Raw genomic sequence first — 21641 nt, 5'->3', positions numbered from 1 at the left:
TGCATAGCGGTTAGATTCCTTCGTCGGCGTCCGCCTCGTCACCCGTCCCGAACAGCTTGCCTCGCTCGGTTATCAGAACAATGACCAGACATGCGATGCCCAGCCCGACATACCCTTCCAGGATCGGCACGACGGACCCATCAAAGCGGCTCGCGACCAGCCAGCCAAAAAAGCTCGCGACTGTGGTCGTCATAAACCCGTACGCGGCGCTGCCGGTTCCTGCGATCTTGGCCAGCGGCTCCATGGCGAGGGCGGAAAAGTTGGCCCCTATCATGCCGAAGCACGCAAAGGTGAGCGCAAAGAGCGGGTAAAATATCAACAAGTGCTCGCCGAAGACCGACATCAGAACCGTGTTCAGAATGGCCAGCGCGATGAACCCCAGAAGGACGGTGTGGCTAACTCGCCGCATGCCGATTTTCTCGACCACACGTGAATTCATGAAGTTGGAAACCGAAAGTGCTGCCGCAATGCCGGCAAACCACAGCACAAAGGTGTCTGCCTTGTGAAAGACATCGCGGAAGACCTGTTCGGATGAAGCGACATATGAAAAGAGCGCGCCGAAGATGACGCCGCTCGCGCACATATAGCCGAGCGTGACAGGCGTCATGATGACTTGCTTATAGGCCCGCATCGATCCGGCGAAATTGAGCTTCGGTCGATTATCAGCGGGCAATGTCTCAGGCAGGCGGATCGAGATCCAGGCAAACATGATCAGACCGGCAAGCCCCAATATCCCGAACGTCCACTGCCAGGGCGCAAAAAGCATCACGCCTTGTCCGATGACGGGCGCGAGGATCGGGACAACCATGAAGACCGTCATGACAAGCGACATCAGGCGCGCCATCGCTCGCCCGCCCATCAGGTCCCTTACCACCGAGACAGCAATCACGCGGATTCCGGACGCAGCAATGCCCTGAAGGAAGCGCGTGACCAGCAACATCGTAAAGCTGGTCGCTGCCATGCAGGCAAATCCCATGATCGTGTAGCCGACGATGCAGCCGAGCACGACTTTCTTGCGGCCGAAGCTGTCCGAGACGGGGCCGAAAACTAGCTGTGGCGCGCCGAACCCCAGCACGTAGGCAAAGATCACCAATTGCTGGTCGTTCTGGGATTCAAGCGAATAGGAGGTCGCAATTTCATGCAGCGCTGGCAGCATCGTATCGATGGCCAGCGCATTCAGCGCCATCATCGCGGCAATCATGCCGACGAATTCCCAAATGGGAAGGGGAAGGGCCGGGCGAGACACCGCCGGGGCCGCCAAGGAAGGTTCGCGTTTCATTGAAATGCCGCCACTGGCTTGAAGAGCAAAGGCAATATCTGGCGGGCATTGGCGAAAAAGCAACAGGCAGTGACGGTAATAACCATCACTGCCTGCATCTCACGCATGCGTCCCGCGTACAGTCCATCGAAAATGGAGCGTTCAGTATTGCGGTGACTTCGCTCTGGCCGCATCATCAATATTGATGATCGGGCAGATATTTTCCTATTCTGGTCAATACTTTGATAGATCGTCCGAAGACCTATGGAGCATCGCTGTGGCCACGTCGAAATCTGAAAAAGTCCGCAGGCTCGTCGACGAAACCTATGCGGCGACGCTTGATCCGCTGCGCTATGAAGATCTGCTCGCGGCGTGGCTGGACTATGTCAGTCAGTCCGACGAGGCGGCCTCATCCGGCTCTGGCATTGATGATGATATCAACACGCATTTCGAGCGCGCTTTGGCGATCCTCGACCGAATGGGGCGCGTGAAGGCGCAAGGTGATGCGGCGCGTCTGATGGTTGATCATATGCCCGCCGCTGCCGTTCTTTTGTCGACTGGGGGTAAAGTCCTGAGCGCAAACCAAGCCTGCGCTTCACTTTTTGGGGCGTCAATGCCGCAAAGGCTCGAAGACCTCAAACTCGACAAATCGGCCGAGGCGCGCTTCTGGAGCTGGGCTCGCCGCAACGCCGGACCCGACCGGTCAGACGATTACATCTTTCTGCGGACGCGCCTTGGAAATTCCGACCGCCCCGTCCGCGCGCTGATGACGCGGGCCGCTTTGCGCGCGCAACCTGATGCGACACCTGAAGATGCCATCCTGCTCGCCCATCTGGATGTTCACATCGGGCCGGTTGAGCGTACACTCCTGCAGGACAATCACGGTCTGTCTGAGGCTGAAACGGATGTCGCCATACGTCTTGCGAAAGGCGACACGCCCGAGAAGATTGCCAATGATCGAAACGCCAAAATGGCGACCGTCCGCACACAAATCCGCGGCATTCTCGCAAAACTCGATGTTCCGAGCGTCACCGAGGCTATCCGTGTGCTGTCGGGTTATGGTGCGGCGGTCAGTGCCGCCCGGTTTGTCACTGAAAATGCGCCAGCCATCACCGAGCTGGACCGGCAACGCCGCAAGGCGCAGATGACATTGCCGGACGGGCGCACCTTGAGCTGGCTAGAGCAGGGCGATCCGGCAGGCCGACCTGTTCTGTTCTTTCACCATCTCTATCATGGGCCAAGCTGGACTGAGCCGGCCATTCAGGCGCTCGCCCATCAAGGATGGCGGGTCATTGCGCCCTCGCGCGCCGGTTTTGGAGACTCAGGTGGCATAGACACATCTGGCCTCGACGACCGCGTTCGACAGAACGTGGCAGCTTTTGCGCAGCTGGTTGAACGGCTGAAAACAGGTCCTGTCATTGTGATCGGTCATGCCAGTGGCATCATCCATGCCCAGGCTTTCGCCGCTTCGAGACCCGATCTTGTGCGAGCGCTTCTCTCGGTCGGCGGTGAGACCAGCTGGGAAGACGGCATGGCGTCAGACTTTCCATGGCAACACAGGGTGATCGCTACCACTTTGCTGCGGGCCCCGGCTGCGATCGGGTTTCTGGCCCGCGCCACGGTCGCCTTCATTGACAATGGTCGCGAAGAGTATCTGCTGCGCGCGCTTCACCGTGAGACGCCGCTCGAAGCGAGAGTGGCCCGGCGCCCTGAAGTACGTCAGGTGATCGTTGATGGTCTGAAGCACGTCGTCTCGCAGGGCACCCAGGCTTTCGTGTCTGAAATCCGCATGTCGATGACAGATCGGCGGCATATCGCGCGGCAGGTAAAAGCCCCGTTCCGCATCATTCATGGCCTGCAGGACAAGGTGTACAAACCGGAGATGTTCGAGACGTTCGCCTCCACCGTGCCGGGCGTTGAGCTCGTCCCCGTGGAGGATGCCGGACAGTATCTTCTCTATTCGCACTGGCCTCTGGTCATCGCCCAGATGGAAAAGCTCTGGCGTGAGACATCGCGGCCGGACAATTGATCAGAAACCGGCGCCCGGCTGGCTGAGATAGTCTTTCTCTTCAGGGGTAGAGGCGCGGCGCAGGGCGGCATTGCGATGGGGAAAACGCCCAAACCGTTCGATGACATCACGATGCTTGCGCGCATAGTCGAGCGTGCTTTCGCAAAAGGCTCGATAGGGTTCGCGCGCGGACCCCACCAGATCAATAAACAGTTTCACCGACAGGTCCTGATCGCGGATATCTTCTGAGTGTTCTGCGGGCAGGTAAAAGAAAACCCGTTCCACCTCGCTGAGATGCTTGTCGGCGCCAGCCTCGAGACCCTCCCGCATCAATTCACGCGAAAGTGGGTCATGGGCAAACGCGAAGCGATGATCTCGAAAGATGTTTCGGCTGAACTGATCGAGCGCCACAATCGCAGCCAGCCGCTCACGAGTGCCGCGTGCGGCCCACTCGTAGCAAACCCCGCCTGCAAGCGCCGCGACGGTCTCGACGAACCGGTCTGCGATTTCGCGATCGAAGTCAAAATCCTTGGCAAACCAGTGTTTTGATTTTGCCGGGAGTGCGTCCGGATTATCCGGCGCGTCGCCGAACCAGAATTCCAGGATTTCATCTGGCGTTGCCAGTTCACTCATGCAGCAACCTCTGGTCTGTCAGCCACAACCATATAGTTCACATTCGTGTCATCGGAAAGGCGCCAGCTATCGGCGAGCGGGTTGAACGAGACGCCCTGGGGTGGGCGGGTGTCCAGACCAGCCTGCTTCAGCGGTTGGCAAACCTCATCAGGTCTCAGGAATTTCGAGAAGTCATGTGTCCCGCGCGGCAGCCAGCGCAGAACATATTCTGCGCCGACGATGGCGAGCGCGAAGGCCTTGGGTGTCCGGTTCAGCGTCGCCGCAATCATCAGTCCGCCCGGTTTTACAAGCGCGGCCGTGTCCTTCAGGAATTGCGCCGGATCAGCGACATGCTCGACCACTTCCAGATTGAGAACGATGTCAAACGGCTCCGTCCCGCCATCCAGCAGGCCTTCAGCGGTGCCGGCCCTATAGTCGATGTCGAGGCCGCCCTCACGCGCATGGGTGATCGCCGTCTTGATGTTGGCCTCACTCGCATCGACGCCCGTGACGCTCGCGCCCAGCCGCGCCATCGGCTCGCAAACGAGACCACCGCCGCACCCAATGTCCAGAATCCGCAGGCCGCTGAGCGGCTTTCTCTGGCTGGCATCGAGGCCAAACCGGTTCACGGCTGTCTCTCGAATAAAGTTCAGCCGCACAGGATTGAACTTGTGAAGTGGCTTGAACTTTCCCTTCGGGTCCCACCAGTCTGCGGCCATCGCCGAAAATTTTGCCACTTCATCGGCATCAATGCTGGGTGTTCGGGGTAAATTTTGCCGGGTTTCTGTATTTTCACTCATTATCTTGTCAAACCTGTTTGCGCTATGGCTCTGACGCGACTAAAGAGGCGCGCGAACGTCCTGATGCAATAGATGGGAAGGCTTGGCAGCGAGGCAATGCAGCGCACAGTCCTGAAATTTGGCGGCACCTCTGTAGCCGACCTCGAACGAATCGCCCACGTGGCCGATCTTGTCGCATGGCGAGCCGGTCAGGGCGAGAAACTCGCCGTGATCGTTTCGGCGATGGCCGGTGAGACGAACAAGCTTGTCGGCTTCGCGCGCGGCGCGGCCGGTGATGAGATTACCGGCTCCAGTTTTGACGATGAATACGATGTCGTGGTTTCGTCCGGCGAGCAGGTGACGAGCGGGCTTCTGGCCCTGGCGCTCCGCAAGCGCGGCCTCAAGGCCCGCAGTTGGCTCGGCTGGCAATTGGCGATGAAGACCAGCGCCGCCCATGGCTCGGCCCGCATCATGGGCTTTGAAAACTCCGGTCTCGCCGATGCGGTCGATAGCGGTGAGATTGCCGTGATCGCAGGGTTTCAGGGCGTGACGGATGAGGGACGGGTGTCGACGCTTGGCCGCGGTGGGTCTGATACGAGCGCCGTCGCAGTAGCCGCCGCGCTGGAAGCCGACAGCTGCGATATCTACACCGATGTGGACGGCGTTTACACGACCGACCCGCGGATCGTCCCGCAGGCGCGTCGCCTCGACAAGATATCGTACGAAGAAATGCTCGAAATGGCGTCGCTTGGGGCCAAGGTGCTGCAGACGCGCTCTGTCGAGATGGCCATGAACCATCATGTCCGTGTGCGCGTGCTGTCCAGTTTTGCCGCCCCCGGTGAGGATAATCCAGGCACCTATGTCTGCAGTGAGGAAGAGATAGTGGAAAAGCAGGTTGTGAACGGCGTGACCTATTCACGCGACGAGGCGAAGGTCACGCTTTACGGCGTCGAGGATAAACCCGGCGTTTCGGCCCGTATTTTCTCCATGCTGGCCGAGGCGGGGGTCAATGTCGACATGATCGTCCAGGCCAATGCCCGCGGGCCAGAGCGCGCCAACATGGTGTTTACCTGCACCAGCGCCGACAGCACGAAGGCTGAGCAGTTGCTGCTTGATCGCAAGACAGACATCGGTTTTGAGAATTTGTCAGTCTCGCGTGATGTCGCCAAGGTGTCAGTTATTGGCGTCGGCATGAAAAGTCATACCGGTGTAGCCGGCACAATGTTCGATGCGCTTTACAGGAAAGGCATCAATATTGATGTCATTTCGACGTCCGAAATCAAGATTTCGGTTCTGATCGAAGCGGCCTACACCGAGCTTGCCGTGCGTGCACTGCACACTGCTTTCGGACTTGACGCCACGTAGGCTGAGCGGCCAATTGCGGGCACGATATGCCCCAGACGTTCTCAGTTCCCCGGCTCCTGATCAATCGCCTTCGCAATGTGATGGCAGGCGATATGGAAGCAGACACCCGCCTTCAGCAGGTGGTGACCCTCATCGCAGGGACGATGGTGGCTGACGTTTGCTCGATCTATAAACGTACCGATTCCGATGAGCTTGAACTCGTCGCCACCGAGGGTCTCAGCGCTACCGCCGTGCACCAGACACGTATGGGATTCGATGAGGGGCTCGTCGGGCAGATCGCGCTTTCGGGTGAGCCGCTGTCCATTCAGGACGCGCCGAACCATCCGGCCTTCTCCTATCGGCCTGAGACGGGCGAAGACCCGTATCACGCGTTTCTCGGCGTGCCGATCCTGCGCGGTGGACGGGTTATCGGTATCCTGACGGTGCAGAACCGCGCTGAACGTACTTATGAAGAAGACGAGGTCGACAGCCTCCAGACGATCGCGATGGTCCTGGCTGAAGTCGTTGCCGCTGAAGCGCCGACCCTGACATCGAATGGCGTCCCGAGAGACACCCGTTCGGTCAATCTGAGGGGCCGTATCCTCTGCGATGGTCTCGGCCTTGGCGCGGCGCGTCTGCATGACCCGGTCGTTTCACCGGCAAGATATTTCGCAGAGGACCCGCGCGCCGAGGTTGCCCGCCTGCGCGATGCGCTGGCCCGGCTGCAGGCTTCGCTTGATCGGATGCTGTCCAGTGATGTGAGTGCGATCTTCGGCGAACCCCGCGAAGTTCTCGAGGCCTTCAAGATGTTGGCGTCTGATCCGCTCTGGGCCGGCCGGCTGGAGGAAGCCGTCCGCTCAGGCCTCTCGGCTGAGGCGGCCGTTGACCGGTCACGCCGCGAGCACCGCAGCAAGCTTGAGAATGCGCAGGATCCGTATCTCCGCGAGCGCCTCAACGACCTTGAAGATCTCGACAACCGCCTCCTTCGGATGCTGGCAGGCGCGGATGTTGCCGCCAACGCAACAGCAGAAGAGGGCGAGCCAAACGAGGTTCTGATTGCCCGTCGCCTCGGTCCAGCCGAATTGCTGGAATATCGCCACTCTGGCCTCGCCGCGATTGTGCTCGAAGAAGTCGCCCCCTCCAGCCACGCCGCCATCGTCGCGCGGGCCATGGGGATCCCGACGCTGGGCGGCGTGAGCGGCCTCTCGGGCGCCATCTCCTCTGGTGACCAGGTGATCGTGGATGCCGAGGAAGGCACCCTGCACGTGCGCCCTGATGCGTCGCTGCTGGATGCCTATGCGACCCGCCGCCTGTTGCGGACCGAAAGACAGGCATCGTTTCAGGCGCTGCGCGACCAGCCGTCCAGAACGCGCGACGGTGTTGATATCACGCTGTTGCTGAACGCTGGCCTCGCGCTCGATCTTGAGACCATGGACAAGACCGGGGCAGAGGGCATTGGCTTGTTCCGCACCGAGTTTCAGTTCCTCGTCTCCGATACGCTTCCCAAGATGGATGCGCAGATCGACTTTTACAGGCGGGTTCTGGATTTTGCAGGCAACCGGCCGGTTCACTTCCGCACGCTTGATCTTGGCGGTGACAAGATGTTGCCCAATAGCGATCAGCAGGCTGAGGAAAATCCGGCGCTGGGCTGGCGGTCCATACGGTTTGCGCTCGACCGCCCGGGCCTGTTCCGGCGTCAGCTACGCGCGCTTGTGCGGGCAGCAGACGGTGGCCCGCTCTCGGTCATGTTCCCGATGGTTACGATTGCCGAGGAGTTTTTCGAGGCCAAGGCGCTGCTGCTGGATGAAATCGAATGGAGTGCCTCTCGCGGCTTTGCACGCCCCTGCGAGGTGAAAGTCGGTGCGATGCTGGAAGCCCCGGCCTTTGCCTATGGCCTCAAGGACGTGGCCGGCGAAGTCGATTTCATTTCCATCGGAACGAACGATCTGTTGCAATTCTTCCATGCGGCCGACCGTATGGTTCCAACTGTTTCAGAGCGGTACGATCTGGTCAGCCGTCCGGCCATGCGGTTTCTGGAGTTCATTCGTACTAGCTGCGAGGAATTGCAGATTCCTGTCTCCATTTGCGGCGAAGTGGCGTCCCATCCGCTTGAGGCCCTGTGCCTGATCGGTCTCGGCTTTCGCTCGCTTTCCATGCCGGCCGCGGGCATAGGGCCGGTCAAGCGCATGCTTCGGTCGTTGAATCTTGAAGATTTCTCACCGGCGTTCCAGGCTGCAATTCATTCGTCGAACGGCTCGTTCCGTAACGAAGTGTTAGCTATCGCAGAGTTACAGCGAATAGCCTTGAAAGATAACTGACGCTTACGGTATAGGCCAGTCAGTCGCATGGCACGAACCGTGCAGGTCCAACGGCAGAAATTGGCCGTTCATCATTGGAAAATCGCGTCATGACAGACGACGAGCGATACAGGGAAGAAAATCCCTCCTCCACAGAGGCAGAAGCGCCGGGCTCCGGCGGTGCGGCCGACTCTGCGCCAGATGCGCACTCTGAAGATCACGTCACCCCAAAAATTATTGATAGCTCTGGCATCGTTGGCGCCTACACGGCTGGCGGCCTGCTGAAAGCCGCCCGTGAGGCTCAGGAGCTCAGCGTTGATGCCGTTTCGCGCACATTGATGCTCAACCGGCGCGTGATTGAAGCCCTCGAACAGACGATACAACCGCCCGGCTTCGATATGCGCCGGACCCGTATCGCCGCCAAGAGCTATGCCAAGTATCTTGGTATTTCCTCAGACCCGGTTCTGGCCGACTTCCCGATGGATTCGCGTCCGACAATGGCGACGGCCATTCCCCGGTCCTCTGTGACGCAAAGCGCGCGCAGCCGCCGACGTTTTGCGATCCCGGCTGCCGTTATGGGCGGCATGGTCGTGACCATGGGGATTGCTGCCTTCATGCTGACCCCCGGCAAAAGCCAGGAAGGCCGCGCCGTGCCGTCAGTGGCAGAGCGTGTCGTGGCAGTGAATACCGCCAAACAATCACTTTTCGCGCGCGAGCCGCTAACCACCGCGAGTGCAGACCGGATAAACCTCTCCATCGTCGCTCTAAAGCCGGCCTGGATCGAAGTTCGCGGCCCGGATGGTACGATTTTCCGCAGCCGGACAATGGCGCGCGAAGAAGTCTATTATCCGCGCGTCGGAGGCGGCTGGACCGTCACCGTCAAAAATGGTGCTGCGTTTGAATGGCGCGTGGATGATATCCCCGTCGGCAGATTCGCTGAGCTGGAAGAGCCGGTTTATTCGGTCAGTGTCGACGAAGCCGCATCAGTTGCGCTTGATGAAACAGAGCCGACGCTCGCCGCGGCGAACAATAGCCGACCCAGCCGCTAGAGACTTCCCAGTCCAGATAGATATCTCGCAATAAAAAACCCGGCTTGGTGGCCGGGTTCCAAGTATAATGAGATTTTAAAGCGTCGCTCTAGTTCTCATTCATACGTTGTAGTTGCTGCGCCTGTTCAATTGATCGGGCGAAGTGGCCTTGCTCATCACCGATAACGGGCGCATCGCGGCACTCGCCCGCACAGTCGTAGGTGAATGAACTGCCTGCGCGGTTTACCGTAACCAGATTGGTGGCATTGGTTGTGACCACCACATCGCCGGAGAATATAATGTCGCTATTGGCGTCCAGGACGACGAGATTGGTCGTGCCAAACGATTTGCCTGTCAGGAAGATCATCCGTGGGTCTGTCACCGACACATCGGCAATATTCTGATTGCCGATGACCACACTTGATGCATCGCGCGACAGTCTCAGAGGCTTGGAAGTCCCTGTCTCTACGGTGATTTGCTCGGCATGGGCAGCTGCACTCAAGGCAACAGCAGTGGCCGCCATTGCGATGTACTTGACGGAAAATGTCATGCGCCGCTCCTTGGTGTGATGTGGCTCTATAACCCTGAATTTCGCTCAAGAAGGTTACACGAAGCCTAACGGGCCTGCCGCGGCGACAAGATAGCAAGGCCGGTCGTACAAGATGTCCGTGCGATCGCGTGAGGTGCGGCGCGCCTCGCCGTTTCCTGTTAATTATACCGATCACCAAAGTTAATGAATTACGTATCGGCGTTCAGGAATTTTATTGATCGATTTACTTGATATTCAGCGCTGTGGGTTAGAACCCGAACTGTTCCGCAAACAACCGAATTAATCGGAACGTTGTTAAATGCATGATGATGGAGTCTCCAATGCAAAAGCTTGTACGTTTTTTCAAGAATGAATCCGGTGCCACCGCTATTGAGTATGGCCTGATCGCTGCCCTTATCGCCGTTGCGATCATCGGCGCTGTCTCCGCTCTCGGTACCAGCACCGCATCGACCTTCAACACTGTTGCGAACGCTCTGTAAGCGAAAACGCCAGTGAAAGGCCCCACAAGGGCCAGATGATTTGGAGCCGCCGGATACGTCCGGCGGCTCCTTTCGTTTGAGGCAATCAAGTCTTTAGACTTTACCGCTACTCTCCCCATCAAGTTCGATCAGGGAGACGGTCATAATGATCGCAGGGATATTCGCTTTCGTTTTCGTCGCCCTATGCCTCTACGCGGCCATGCGTGACGTCGAGACGCTCACGATTACAAATGGTCTAAATGCGACGATCGCCTTTCTGTTTATTCCGGCGGCGATTGTTGTCGCGCCAGGCTGGGACGTGACCGGCGGACATCTGCTGGCAGGTGCGATTGCTTTCGCCATATCGGTTCTACTTTTTGTATTCGGAGTATTCGGCGGCGGGGATGCCAAGATGATCCCGGCCGTTATGCTCTGGCTGGGCCCGGGCGCTACAATGCCTTTCCTGACCGCGATGGCCGTCATCGGCGGCGGACTGGCCATCACTGTCATTCTGGCGCGTCGGCTGGTGCCGGCGGGCGCCGCGCCGGGCTTTGCCCGCGAAACCATGTCGGCCGGTAACGGTGTCCCCTACGGCGTCGCGATCGCCGGGGGCGTGATCTATGCCGCGCCATACTCCCCATTACTTGCCTCGCTCAACTTCTGAGCGCCGCTCATCAGATTAACCTTGCCTTAGTCAGTAAATGCAAAATTGCGAAAGTTCGGTCCCGGCACAGCTGGGACTTCAAAGCCAGAGGGGCGCTCCATGTCACCCATGCGATTGATTATTTTGCTCGTAGCGGCGGGCGCCGCTATCGGCGCCGCATTTCTTGTCAGGGGCATGTCCTCCTCGCCTGCACAGCAGGTTGTCTCCGATCCGGTCGTCATTGAGAAAGAGGTCGAGGTTTCTTCGACAAAAGTTCTCGTCGCCAATAGCGAGAAGCGCGTCGGCACCTTGTTGACCCCGGAAGACTTTGAATGGGCCGACTGGCCGGAAAAATCTGTGAACGCCGTTTATTTCACCCAGGAGTCCAATCCTGATGCCGTGGAAGAGCTGTCCGGCAGTGTCGTAAAAACGGCCCTGGTCGAAGGCGATCCGATTATCGCCCAGAAGATCGTAAAAAAAGGCGAGACCGGCTTCATGGCCGCGCTTCTGCAGCCAGGCATGCGCGCCATATCCGTTGAAATTTCACCTGAAACCGCCTCGGCCGGCTTTATCCTGCCGGATGACCGCGTCGATGTGATCCTCACCTATGAGGTCGAGATCGTGAATGAGCGCGGCGTCAGCGAAGAAACAATGACCAAGACGGTTATCCAGAATGCCCGCGTTCTCGCGATTGACCAGATCTTCGGCGACATGGAAGGCGAAACCGCGATGACGGGCTCGACGGCCACGCTGGAGCTTCATCCGCGTCAGGCCGAACTGATGGCTCATGCCAGCCGCCTCGGAACGATTGCGCTGTCACTGCGCAGCTCCGCAGATGCCGGCGACAATGATGGCGACCCGACAGCCAATACAAGTCTTCTCGACGGCCCTGCAGGCTCAGGGCAGGGCGTGAAAATCATCAAAAATGGCGTTGCCAGCGGGAGAAGTTGATGAGCGGTCTGAAGCACATCCTTACCGGCGCGCTTGCCGTCGGCGCTTTCTTCGCGCCGCACATGGCCAGCGCGCAATATGCGACGGGGGTCTCCATCATGGAGCCCGGCGATACAAATGTGTCGCGCAGCATCAAGCTCGGCCTCAACAAATCGACCGTGATCGAGCTTGATCGCCCGGTCGCCGATGTCGTCATCACCAACCCTGCCATTGCAGATGCCGTCGTGCAGACCGCGCGCCGTCTCATTTTCCGCGGCGTGACAGTTGGCGAGACAAATGCCTTCCTGTTTGACCGTGATGGTCTTCCATTGCTCAATCTTGAAATTGTGGTCGACGCCGACACCGCAGCGCTCGAGAACCTTGTCTCGCGCTACGTGCCGGGCGCCCGCGTCAATATCGAAAGTGTTGGCGGCAATATGCTCGTCAGCGGCCATGTCGATAATGTCCTGCAATCCGATCAGGTCATCAAACTGATCAAGGCCTATTCGGCCGATCCAGAGCTTGAGCCGGTCAACATGCTGTCCATTGCAGCAAAAGATCAGGTAATGCTCGAGGTTCGCATCGTTGAGATGCAGCGCTCGGTCGTCAAACAGCTCGGTATCGACCTTGTCGGTCGGACGCTGGGCAGCCTTGAAGATGTTCTCAATTTTAGCCTGGCTTCAACAACAGCCTTTAATGTTCAGGGCCAGTCTCTCGGTGGTCTGTCGATCAGGGGTGACTACGATACGATTGACGCCAATGGTCGGCAGTCTTCTGTCGACACCGATATCGAGGCGCTTGAGCGTATCGGCATCGTCCGCACCCTCGCAGAGCCAAATATCTCTGCGGTCTCGGGCGAGGCGGCAAAATTCCTTGCAGGCGGCGAGTTCCCGGTCCCGGTGGGCCAGGATGATGCAGGCCGCATCACCATCGAATTCAAACCTTATGGTGTGGGCCTCGCCTTCACACCGGTTGTCCTGTCCGAAGGACGCATTTCGCTAAAGATTTCGACCGAAGTGTCCGAATTGACCAATCAGGGCGCCTTCCAGGGCCAGAGCGCGGCGGGCGTGGACGGTGATGGCAACATCATCACTCAGCAAACGCTGACGATCCCGGCCCTCACGGTCCGGCGCGCCGAAAGCACGGTCGAGCTGCCTTCGGGCGGATCAATGATGATGGCCGGTCTGATCCAGAGCAAGACACGCCAGTCGCTGGACCAGCTGCCAGGCCTCAAGAAGCTGCCCGTTCTAGGCGCGCTCTTCCAGTCACGTGACTTCCTGAATGAAGAAACCGAGCTGGTCGTGATCGTGACCCCTTATCTCGTGGATCCAACCCAGAAGGGATATCTGCGCACGCCTGCTGATGGCTACGTCAACGCAGTTGATCCGCGGACGCTCTTTTTCGGCAAGTTGAACGCCGTCTATGCCAATCGCGGCGACGGGCTGACGCCTGATAATTACAACGCCCCTGTCGGCTTCATTGAGGAGTAGACGATCATGATGCGTGTCGTGAAACTAGCACTTGTAACCGGCGGCTTTGGCGCTGTCCTTGCAATTTCGGGCTGTCAGGCCGGGGGAAGGCACGGGCCAATCCCTGCTGAATACCTCACCGGCACCACGCTTGACCGCAATGCAATTGGCGTCGCGGAACAGACCCAGTCGCTTGAAGTTTTCATCGACCCACGCGGCGGCCGGCTCAGCGCGGCTGAACGCGGACGCATTGAAACCTTCGTCAGTGAATATCGCCGCCGCGGCCATGGCCCCCTTGTGGTGTCGGTCCCGGCAATTGATCCGAGCGGCCGCGTCGGTACGAATGCAGTGTCTGAGGCCAGCGATATCGCCTGGAGTCAGGGCGTCGACTATGCCGACATTCGCGGCAACGCCTATGATCCACAGGGGCGCACAGATGCGCCCATGCTGCTGACATTTCGGGCTTACGAGGCCATTGCACCGGTCTGCCTGCAAAAGTCCGCTTATGATTTTGCAAATGCCGTCAGCAACAATGACATGCCATCGCTCGGCTGTTCGGTTCGCACCAACATGGCTGCGATGATTGCCGATCCGGCTGATGTCTTCGGCGACCGTCCGCTCGATCCGGGCGACGCGCAACGCCGCACCAACCAGCTACAGCTTTATCGCGACGGCGAAACCACAACGGCTCAGCGCAGCGATCAGGAGACCGGCACGGTCTCGACCGCAGTTAACTGAGTTTAGGGAAGGTCGAAGGAAACAGGGAATGAGCAACGAAAACGCACTTTTCGATGACGAGTTCGATCTCGACGACAACGACCCGAGCAACCTGCTCGATCAGCTGACGGGTCCTGTCGATGCGCCGTATAAGGACGTTACGCAGGGTGTCGAGCTGCCGCCGATGAATGCCTATGAGGGCGGCGACCGGGCCATTCCTGCAATCTCCGTGCTTGCATTCTGCGAGACCGACCGCGTGTGCAAGACAATTAATCGTGTGCAGAATGATCGCCGCATGGCCAATGCCAGCGTTCAGGTCGCGCGTGGCGGCATTCCGGCCGCCATCGACCATCTCGCCCACAATGCGACGCCCAATTTGTTGATTGTCGAATCCTCGGCGCCGGCCAGCGTCATGCTGCAGCAGATCGACGATCTTGCCAGCAATTGCGAGGAAGGTGTCCAGGTCATGGTCATCGGGGCGACCAATGATGTCGCGCTCTACCGTCAGCTCGTCTCGCGCGGCGTGAGCGAATATCTCGTTCCGCCGATTGAGCCTGTGCAGATGGTCCGCTCGATCAGCAATCTTTTCACCGACCCGGACTCGCCTTTCGTCGGAAAATCGATCTCCGTCGTTGGCGCAAAGGGCGGCGTTGGTGCATCGACTATCGCTCACAATCTGGCATGGTCACTGGCCGAGAATGCGCGGGTCAACACCTCGCTCGTCGACCTCGACCTGTCCTTCGGCACAACGTCGCTGGATTTTAACCACGAGACACCGCAGACGGTCGCAGACGCCCTTCTGGCGCCAGACCGGGCAGACGACACCGTTATTTCCAGGCTTCTGGCAAAGGCCACGGATCGGCTTTCGCTCTTTACCGCGCCGGCCAATGTCAGCCGCATCATGGATATCGACGCAGCTGCCTACACATCGGTCATCGAGAGCGTTCGCCGCCTGATGCCTTATGTGGTGCTTGATATGCCGCATGGCTGGTCTGAATGGATCTACAGCACACTGATGAAGTCAGACGAAGTTATCGTCGTCTGTCAGCCGGATCTCGCTTCCCTGCGCAACGGCAAGAACATCATCGATCAGCTGAAATCACAGCGCCCGAACGATAATCCGCCACGCCTCGTCATCAATATGGCTGGCGTGCCCAAGCGCCCGGAGATTCCTGTGAAGGATTTCGCCGCCGCGATCGAGGTCGAGCCGGAAATTATTCTCCCGTTTGATCCGCAGCTTTTCGGCAATGCGTCGAACAAAGGACAGATGATTTCGGAAACGGACCCTGACTCAAAGGCCGCACAAGCCATTGATCAGCTCGCTTCAATGCTTTCAGGACGAGAAACCGTCCAGCCAACGAAGTCCCTGCTCAAGAAATTGCTCGGCAAGTAAACAAGGATTGGTAAGGCTAGATGGCTTTCGGCAAACGTTCAGGTAGTGGAGTACAGACGGCGGTAAAGCCGCAGCCGCCAAAGCCGGCCGTTGCCCGCCCGGCCGCCTCCGAAGCGCCGAAAGCTGCACAGCCTAAACCGGCCGACGGTTCGCCTTTGGGCGGCCTTCCGGGCGTGGGTGGCGGCGCCAAGCCGGTGTCCCTGAAACCCCCGCCGGACATGAGCTCTGAGCGCGTTCACCGCGTCGATACCCGGTCCGAAGAATATTACGCAACGAAGACGACCATCTTCAACGCACTGATCGATACGATCGATCTCGGTCAGCTTGCCCAGCTCGATGCTGAAAGTGCGCGCGAGGAAATTCGCGACATCGTTGTTGAGATCATCAGCATCAAGAATGTTGTGATGTCGATTTCAGAGCAGGAGCACCTGCTCGACGATATCTGTAACGATGTTCTCGGCTATGGCCCGCTCGAGCCGCTTCTGGCGCGCGACGACATTGCCGATATCATGGTGAACGGCGCCGATACGACATATATCGAGGTCAACGGCAAGATCGAACGGACGAATATTCGCTTCCGTGACAACTCCCAGCTGATGAATATCTGTCAGCGCATCGTCAGCCAGGTCGGCCGCCGCGTCGATGAAAGTTCGCCGATCTGTGACGCACGTCTTCTGGACGGCTCGCGTGTGAACGTCATCGCGCCGCCTCTGGCGATTGATGGCCCGACGCTTACCATTCGTAAGTTTAAAAAGGACAAGCTGCGCCTCGCCGACCTCGTAAAGTTCGGCTCGATCTCCGAAGCGGGCGCTGAAATCCTTCGGATTATCGGCCATTCGCGCTGTAACGTGTTGATCTCTGGCGGTACCGGTTCGGGTAAGACGACGCTGCTCAACTGTCTGACCGGATTTATCGATCCGACAGAGCGCGTCATCACCTGCGAAGACTCTGCCGAACTTCAGCTTCAGCAGCCCCACGTCGTGCGTCTCGAAACTCGCCCCCCGAACATTGAGGGCTCCGGCGAGATCTCGATGCGCGATCTGGTGAAGAACTGTCTGCGGATGCGTCCTGAGCGGATCATCGTCGGCGAGGTTCGTGGCCCTGAAGCGTTTGACCTTTTGCAGGCCATGAACACAGGCCATGACGGCTCGATGGGCACGCTGCACGCCAACAGCCCTCGTGAGGCCCTGAGCCGCGTTGAATCGATGATTACAATGGGCGGCTTTTCTCTGCCGGCCAGAACCATCCGCGAAATGATCGTCGGCTCGATCGATGTTGTTGTTCAGGCGTCGCGTCTACGTGATGGCTCACGCCGGATCATGCAGATCACTGAAGTCATGGGTCTCGAAGGCGATACAATCATCCTTCAGGATGTCCTGAAATTCGAGATCGACGGCGAAGACGAAGACGGTCGCGTCACCGGCAAACATCGCGGGACAGGCATCGGCCGTCCACGCTTCTGGGAGCGCGCCTCCTATTACAGCCTTGAGCGAGATCTCGCCAAAGCCATCGACGCGCTGGACACCTGATCATGAGTTCGGACCTTATCTTCATTGTCGTCGGCGTTCTGGCCTTTTTGGCGGTGGCTGGCGCGGGCATCGCCCTGACAGGCGGCGCCGGGGACGCGGCCAACAAGCGCGTGCGTCAAATGAAGGAAGGGACAGCGAAGAAAAACCGCTCAAATCCCGACTCGAATACGCAGCGCCGCCGTCAGACGCAGCAAATGCTGAAAAAGCTGCGTCAGCAGGACGAAGCGCGCCGCAAATCCATCGTTCCTCAGGACATCAAGGCCAAGCTTCGTCAGGCCGGGCTCGACTTTCCGCCAGAAGCCTTCTGGATGTTCTCCGCCGTTCTTGGCATTGGCTTTGCGCTGATCACCTTCATGTCAGGTGCAGAAGGCCCGCCCCCGATCGCCGGGTTTGAGATCAAATCCCGTCCTGCCATGATCTTTGCCGCGGCGGTTGCCGGCTTCCTTGGTGTGCCGCGCTGGCTGCTGGGCATGTTGACCAAGCGGCGCTACAAAAAGCTCACGGCCCAGTTTGCCGACGCGATCGATATCATCGTGCGCGGTGTAAAATCCGGTCTGCCCCTGACAGAGTGTCTGCGCATCATCGCCCGCGAAAGCCCCGCGCCACTCGGCGCTGAGTTCCAGACCCTGACCGACAATATCCAGATGGGCACGACGGTTGAGCGCGCCCTGCAGAATTTCTACAAGCGTGTGCCGCTACCAGAGGTCAACTTCTTCGTCATTGTGCTGACGATCCAGGCCAAGTCGGGCGGTAACCTCTCCGAAGCGCTCGGCAACCTTTCCAAGGTGATCCGTGAGCGCAAGATGATGCGTGAAAAGATCAAGGCGATGTCGTCGGAAGCCAAGGCGTCCGCCGGTATTATCGCCACGCTTCCATTCGCCGTGGGCGTCATGGTGTTCCTCACAACGCCAGCCTACATCATGGAACTCTTCATTAAGCCAACCGGCCATATGATCCTGTTCATGGGCGCGGCTCTCATGTTCACAGGTGTGACGGTGATGAAGCGCATGATCAGCTTTGATATCTAGGGGGAGGGCATAATGAACTGGATTTCTAGCGTCCTCGCTGACCCCGCCGCCATTGCATCGATCCTGGCCGCCGTCGCCATGTTCGCCACCATTACCTCGGTCATGTTGCCGGTCCTTAAGGGCGACAAGCTCGAAACCCGTCTGAAGCAGGTGACCAGCCAGCGTGAAAAACTGCGCCGCGCCAGTCGCGAAGCGCTCGAGCGCAAGAGCCTCAAGCGCGAGGACAATGGCAAGATCGGCAAGATTTCCAGCAAGCTGAACCTTCAGAAAATGCTGGAAGATCCGAACGTCCAGCAAAAGCTGACGCAGGCGGGTCTGCGCGGTCCGCGTCCACTGGCGATTTTCTATTTCTGCCGCTTCATCCTGCCATTTGCCGGGGCCCTGCTGACCTTCGTCTATATCTTCCTCGTCAATGATCTGGGGCTGAACCCGCAGATGAAGATCGGCGCCGTGATCTTCGGGGCCGCCGCGGGCTTCTATGCGCCCAACCTTTACATTTCCAATCTCGCGGCCAAACGCCAGCAATCGATCATGCGTGCTTTTCCAGATGCGCTGGACATGCTGCTGATCTGCGTGGAATCCGGCATGTCGATCGAAATCGGTTTTGCAAAAGTCGGCGCAGAGATCGGGTCGGCCTCGACAGAACTGGCCGAGGAATTTCAGCTGACGACCGCTGAGCTTGCCTATCTTCAGGAACGGCGCACGGCCTATGAAAACCTCGCCAAACGCACAGGCCATGAAGGCGTGAAATCCGTCTGTATGGCGCTGATGCAGGCTGAGCGTTACGGTACGCCTCTGGGCGATGCGCTACGCGTCATGGCCAAGGAAAACCGCGACATGCGGATGGCTGATGCCGAGAAGAAGGCCGCCGCTCTTCCAGCCAAGCTGACCGTGCCAATGATCCTGTTCTTCCTGCCGGTCCTGTTCCTGGTCGTCCTCGGCCCGGCCTACATCAAGTACACCGAGATGAAGGCTGGCCAGTAGCGGGCGCGCCGCAGGACAGACCCTCAAAAATAAAGGCCTCGCCGTCTGGCGGGGCCTTTTTCGTTGATGTGTCTATTGTGGGTTTTCTCTAGTCGCCAAGCGAGCCGCGAAGCAGCGGCCGTGGGCGTGGTTTCTGTTCGGCTTTGGTTGGCGTGACCTTGGGCTGCTCAACCGCTGGCTCGCTCGCTGGCGGCTCAACGAACCGGCTCACCGGCATGGCTTCAGCGGGCTGAGCGTCGTCACGCAAGGCGCCATAGTCTCGGGCGGGGGCAATCATGGCGCGCAAAGCATCAAGGTTTGCATCGACTGTGCGTTGTGGCGCGTGCGGGTCGACCTCGCGCATTTCGTCGAACCGCCCCTGAAGCCCAAGGACCAATGCGAGGTTCTGGCGAACCCGGCTATCGGCTTGGGGAAGGCTGGCAGCCTGGCGAAGCAGGCTCTCCGACCGATCGAGATCGCCAGACAAAGCGAGGGATAGCCCGAAATTTGTCAGCGTCGAGACACGTGAGGGATCGATATCCAGCGCTTCCTGATAGGCCTTCTGCGCATCATAATGACGTTCCAGCCGGTCCATGGCGAGGCCAAAGGCGGCATGGGCAGCCGGGTCCTTCGGGTTCAAATAGCTGGCCTTGTAGAACGCTTCGGCGGCCTCATCCGGTCGGTTCTCGCTGAGCAGCGCCCGGCCCATGATCATGTGAAGCTCGGCTGACTGCGGATGCGCGGGAATTGTCTTCGACAACACTTCGATCGCGCGCTCATGGCTTCCAATCGCGCGCAGCGCCTGCGTGAAGCGGATGGTGACATCCAGCCGTGTTGGATCCTTGCGGAATTCACCTGCCCAGAAATTGGCCTGTGTCAGCGGGTCAGCATTGTCGACTTCGGCGATCTGTTCGGGCGTCGCAGGGGCCAGCTCTTCTGCCATGGCTGCCTCGATTTTTGCTTCGGCGGACAGCTCCTGGCTTGCGCCCGTGCTGGCGCAGGCCGATACAATCAAAAGCGCCGTCAATGAGACGGCAGGCAGGCAGGTTTTGGCTCTGGACATAAGGTCAGCTCCGGTAGGTGATTCAGCCAGCACCTTGCCGTGGCAAGCATCAAGGATCAGTTAACAGGAAAGCCCTGCCGCTTAACCAATTGCACTACAGAGGACCCCGCCGCCCATGTACAAAGCCTTCACCGCCAGCGCCGACACTCCGGCTCGCCTTCATTTCTTCCGTCCAGCTGACTGGGAAGAGGCGGGCGACAGCTTGCAAGGTCCCGTCCTGGCGCAGGCCAAGGCGACCGCCTTCGAAGGCGCATCAGGCGAGATGGCGATTGTCGCGGGCGAGGACGGCGCGATTACCGATGTCCTCTTTGGTCTCGGCTCGGCGCAGGACGCGCTCGCGGTTGCTGCGCTCTCTGCAAAGCTGCCGGAAGGCGACTATGAAGTTGCGCGCGATGCTGGCCTTTCGCTAGCCCATATCGCGGCCGGCTGGGCCGATGGCGCTTACAGGTTTGACCGTTACCTCAAAAAGAAGGCCACCCCTCCGCGCCTGGTCATCGGCGATGGCGACGATGCGGCTGCCCTGGACCGCGAAGCAGAGGCCGTCGCGCTTCTGCGGGATCTGGTCAACACGCCGGCGCAACATATGGGGCCTGCCGGTATCGAAACGGCCGTGCGCACGCTCGCCGAGGATCATGGCGCTGATCTCAGCGTCATCACGGGCGACGACCTCTTGAAGGCAAACTATCCGATGGTCCATGCGGTCGGCCGCGCGGCGCCCGAAGCGCCCCGCTTCATAGAGCTGTCATGGGGCAATGAAGATCACCCTGAGCTCGCCCTGGTCGGGAAGGGCGTCGCTTTCGATACAGGCGGCCTCAACCTCAAAACCGGTAGTGGCATGAAGCTGATGAAAAAGGATATGGGCGGCTCCGCCCACGTCATCGCGCTTGCAAAGCTGGTGATGAGTTCGAAACTGCCCGTCCGTCTCAAGCTCTATGTGCCAGCGGTCGAAAACTCGATTGGCCGAGATGCCTTCCGCCCTAGCGACATCCTTTCGACCCGCAAGGGCCTCACCGTCGAGATCGATAATACCGACGCCGAAGGCCGCCTCATCCTCGGCGACGCCCTGACACGCGCCAGCGAGAGCGACCCGGACCTGCTCATCGATTTTGCAACCCTTACCGGTGCGGCCCGCGTCGCGCTCGGACCTGATCTTGCCCCGTTCTATACCGATGACGGCGATCTTGCTGACGCGATCTGGGCGGCCGGCACCGTCTCAGGGGACCCGGTCTGGCGCATGCCGCTCTGGGATCCGTACAAATCCATGCTGAGCAGCTCCATCGCCGATATCCAGAATTCTGGCGGCGGCGGTATGGCTGGGTCGATCACAGCCGCTGTCTTCCTCAAGCAGTTCGTTGATGCGCGCCGTTGGGTTCACCTTGACGTCTGGGCCTGGCGGAAAAGCAAATATGGACGCCCTGAAGGCGCCGCCGCGTGCGGACTTCGTTCGATCTGGACGATGGTTCGGACACGATATGCCTGATGGGGCCTGAAAACAGGCACGTTTTTACGTGTGGCTTGCGTGATGTCGAATTTCCTGCTTTTTAGCGAAAATCGATATCACAGGAGTCCTCC

19 protein-coding genes are annotated in these 21641 nt (G+C 59.1%); 14 read left to right on the top strand and 5 right to left on the bottom strand.

Going from position 1 to position 21641, the window contains the following annotated elements; translation table 11 throughout:
- Window positions 1-10 precede the first annotated feature (10 nt).
- Window positions 11-1279, bottom strand: coding sequence for a multidrug effflux MFS transporter (locus B8783_RS11825; RefSeq protein WP_084420319.1), 1269 nt, complete (start codon window positions 1277-1279; stop codon window positions 11-13).
- A 256-nt stretch (window positions 1280-1535) separates the two neighbouring features.
- On the opposite strand from B8783_RS11825, the gene B8783_RS11815 reads away from it, so the two are divergent.
- Window positions 1536-3287 (top strand): alpha/beta fold hydrolase, encoded by a 1752-nt coding sequence (locus tag B8783_RS11815; protein WP_169711784.1) that lies wholly within the window; start codon window positions 1536-1538, stop codon window positions 3285-3287.
- On the opposite strand, the gene B8783_RS11810 is transcribed toward B8783_RS11815, so the two are convergent.
- Window positions 3288-3899, bottom strand: coding sequence for a DUF924 family protein (locus B8783_RS11810; RefSeq protein ID WP_084420316.1), 612 nt, complete (start codon window positions 3897-3899; stop codon window positions 3288-3290).
- A complete protein-coding gene (ubiG, locus tag B8783_RS11805; RefSeq protein WP_084420315.1) occupies window positions 3896-4678 on the bottom strand; it encodes a bifunctional 2-polyprenyl-6-hydroxyphenol methylase/3-demethylubiquinol 3-O-methyltransferase UbiG in 783 nt (260 codons plus the stop codon). The genes B8783_RS11810 and ubiG overlap by 4 nt, the downstream gene beginning before the upstream one ends.
- 96 nt (window positions 4679-4774) lie before the next feature.
- On the opposite strand from ubiG, the gene B8783_RS11800 reads away from it, so the two are divergent.
- From B8783_RS11800 to B8783_RS11790, 3 genes are all read left to right on the top strand, one after another.
- A complete protein-coding gene (locus B8783_RS11800) occupies window positions 4775-6022 on the top strand; it encodes an aspartate kinase (protein ID WP_084420314.1) in 1248 nt (415 codons plus the stop codon).
- A gap of 26 nt (window positions 6023-6048) precedes the next feature.
- Window positions 6049-8319 carry a phosphoenolpyruvate--protein phosphotransferase gene (gene ptsP / locus B8783_RS11795; RefSeq protein WP_084420313.1) on the top strand — a complete coding sequence of 757 codons (2271 nt, stop codon included), beginning with the start codon at window positions 6049-6051 and terminating at the stop codon, window positions 8317-8319.
- 89 nt (window positions 8320-8408) lie between these two features.
- Window positions 8409-9347 carry a helix-turn-helix domain-containing protein gene (locus tag B8783_RS11790; RefSeq protein WP_084420312.1) on the top strand — a complete coding sequence of 313 codons (939 nt, stop codon included), beginning with the start codon at window positions 8409-8411 and terminating at the stop codon, window positions 9345-9347.
- Window positions 9348-9435: 88 nt separating this feature from the next.
- On the opposite strand, the gene B8783_RS11785 is transcribed toward B8783_RS11790, so the two are convergent.
- Window positions 9436-9876 carry a pilus assembly protein N-terminal domain-containing protein gene (locus tag B8783_RS11785; RefSeq protein ID WP_084420311.1) on the bottom strand — a complete coding sequence of 147 codons (441 nt, stop codon included), beginning with the start codon at window positions 9874-9876 and terminating at the stop codon, window positions 9436-9438.
- 320 nt (window positions 9877-10196) lie between these two features.
- Here B8783_RS11785 and B8783_RS11780 point away from each other — a divergent pair, with 320 nt between their 5' ends.
- From B8783_RS11780 to B8783_RS11740, 9 genes are all read left to right on the top strand, one after another.
- Window positions 10197-10355: a Flp family type IVb pilin gene (locus tag B8783_RS11780; RefSeq protein ID WP_084422078.1), complete on the top strand. Its 159-nt coding sequence runs from the start codon at window positions 10197-10199 to the stop codon at window positions 10353-10355.
- Between the two features lie 145 nt (window positions 10356-10500).
- Complete coding sequence (locus tag B8783_RS11775; RefSeq protein ID WP_084420310.1) at window positions 10501-10998, top strand: A24 family peptidase; 498 nt, start codon at window positions 10501-10503, stop codon at window positions 10996-10998.
- Between the two features lie 99 nt (window positions 10999-11097).
- Window positions 11098-11928: a Flp pilus assembly protein CpaB gene (cpaB, locus tag B8783_RS11770; RefSeq protein WP_084420309.1), complete on the top strand. Its 831-nt coding sequence runs from the start codon at window positions 11098-11100 to the stop codon at window positions 11926-11928.
- Window positions 11928-13397, top strand: a complete 1470-nt coding sequence (locus tag B8783_RS11765; protein WP_084420308.1) for a type II and III secretion system protein family protein — start codon at window positions 11928-11930, stop codon at window positions 13395-13397. Before cpaB ends, B8783_RS11765 begins: the two co-directional genes overlap by 1 nt.
- 6 nt (window positions 13398-13403) lie before the next feature.
- Window positions 13404-14114 carry a CpaD family pilus assembly protein gene (locus B8783_RS11760; protein WP_084420307.1) on the top strand — a complete coding sequence of 237 codons (711 nt, stop codon included), beginning with the start codon at window positions 13404-13406 and terminating at the stop codon, window positions 14112-14114.
- A gap of 28 nt (window positions 14115-14142) precedes the next feature.
- The gene (locus tag B8783_RS11755) at window positions 14143-15486 is read left to right on the top strand and encodes an AAA family ATPase (RefSeq protein WP_084420306.1); all 1344 of its coding nucleotides are present in this window, start codon (window positions 14143-14145) and stop codon (window positions 15484-15486) included.
- Window positions 15487-15506: 20 nt separating this feature from the next.
- Complete coding sequence (locus B8783_RS11750; RefSeq protein WP_084420305.1) at window positions 15507-17015, top strand: CpaF family protein; 1509 nt, start codon at window positions 15507-15509, stop codon at window positions 17013-17015.
- A 2-nt stretch (window positions 17016-17017) separates the two neighbouring features.
- Complete coding sequence (locus B8783_RS11745) at window positions 17018-18043, top strand: type II secretion system F family protein (RefSeq protein ID WP_233355764.1); 1026 nt, start codon at window positions 17018-17020, stop codon at window positions 18041-18043.
- Between the two features lie 12 nt (window positions 18044-18055).
- Window positions 18056-19027 carry a type II secretion system F family protein gene (locus tag B8783_RS11740; RefSeq protein ID WP_084420303.1) on the top strand — a complete coding sequence of 324 codons (972 nt, stop codon included), beginning with the start codon at window positions 18056-18058 and terminating at the stop codon, window positions 19025-19027.
- An 88-nt stretch (window positions 19028-19115) separates the two neighbouring features.
- Here B8783_RS11740 and B8783_RS11735 read toward each other — a convergent pair whose 3' ends face one another.
- Complete coding sequence (locus B8783_RS11735; protein WP_084420302.1) at window positions 19116-20069, bottom strand: tetratricopeptide repeat protein; 954 nt, start codon at window positions 20067-20069, stop codon at window positions 19116-19118.
- Between the two features lie 115 nt (window positions 20070-20184).
- Between B8783_RS11735 and B8783_RS11730 the strand changes: the two genes are divergently transcribed.
- Window positions 20185-21549, top strand: a complete 1365-nt coding sequence (locus B8783_RS11730; protein ID WP_084420301.1) for a leucyl aminopeptidase family protein — start codon at window positions 20185-20187, stop codon at window positions 21547-21549.
- Window positions 21550-21641 lie beyond the last annotated feature (92 nt).

It is taken from the genome of Henriciella litoralis (genome assembly GCF_002088935.1).
In the GTDB taxonomy this organism is placed as follows: Bacteria; Pseudomonadota; Alphaproteobacteria; order Caulobacterales; family Hyphomonadaceae; genus Henriciella; species Henriciella litoralis.
This window is presented reverse-complemented; position numbering and strand designations above follow the sequence as displayed.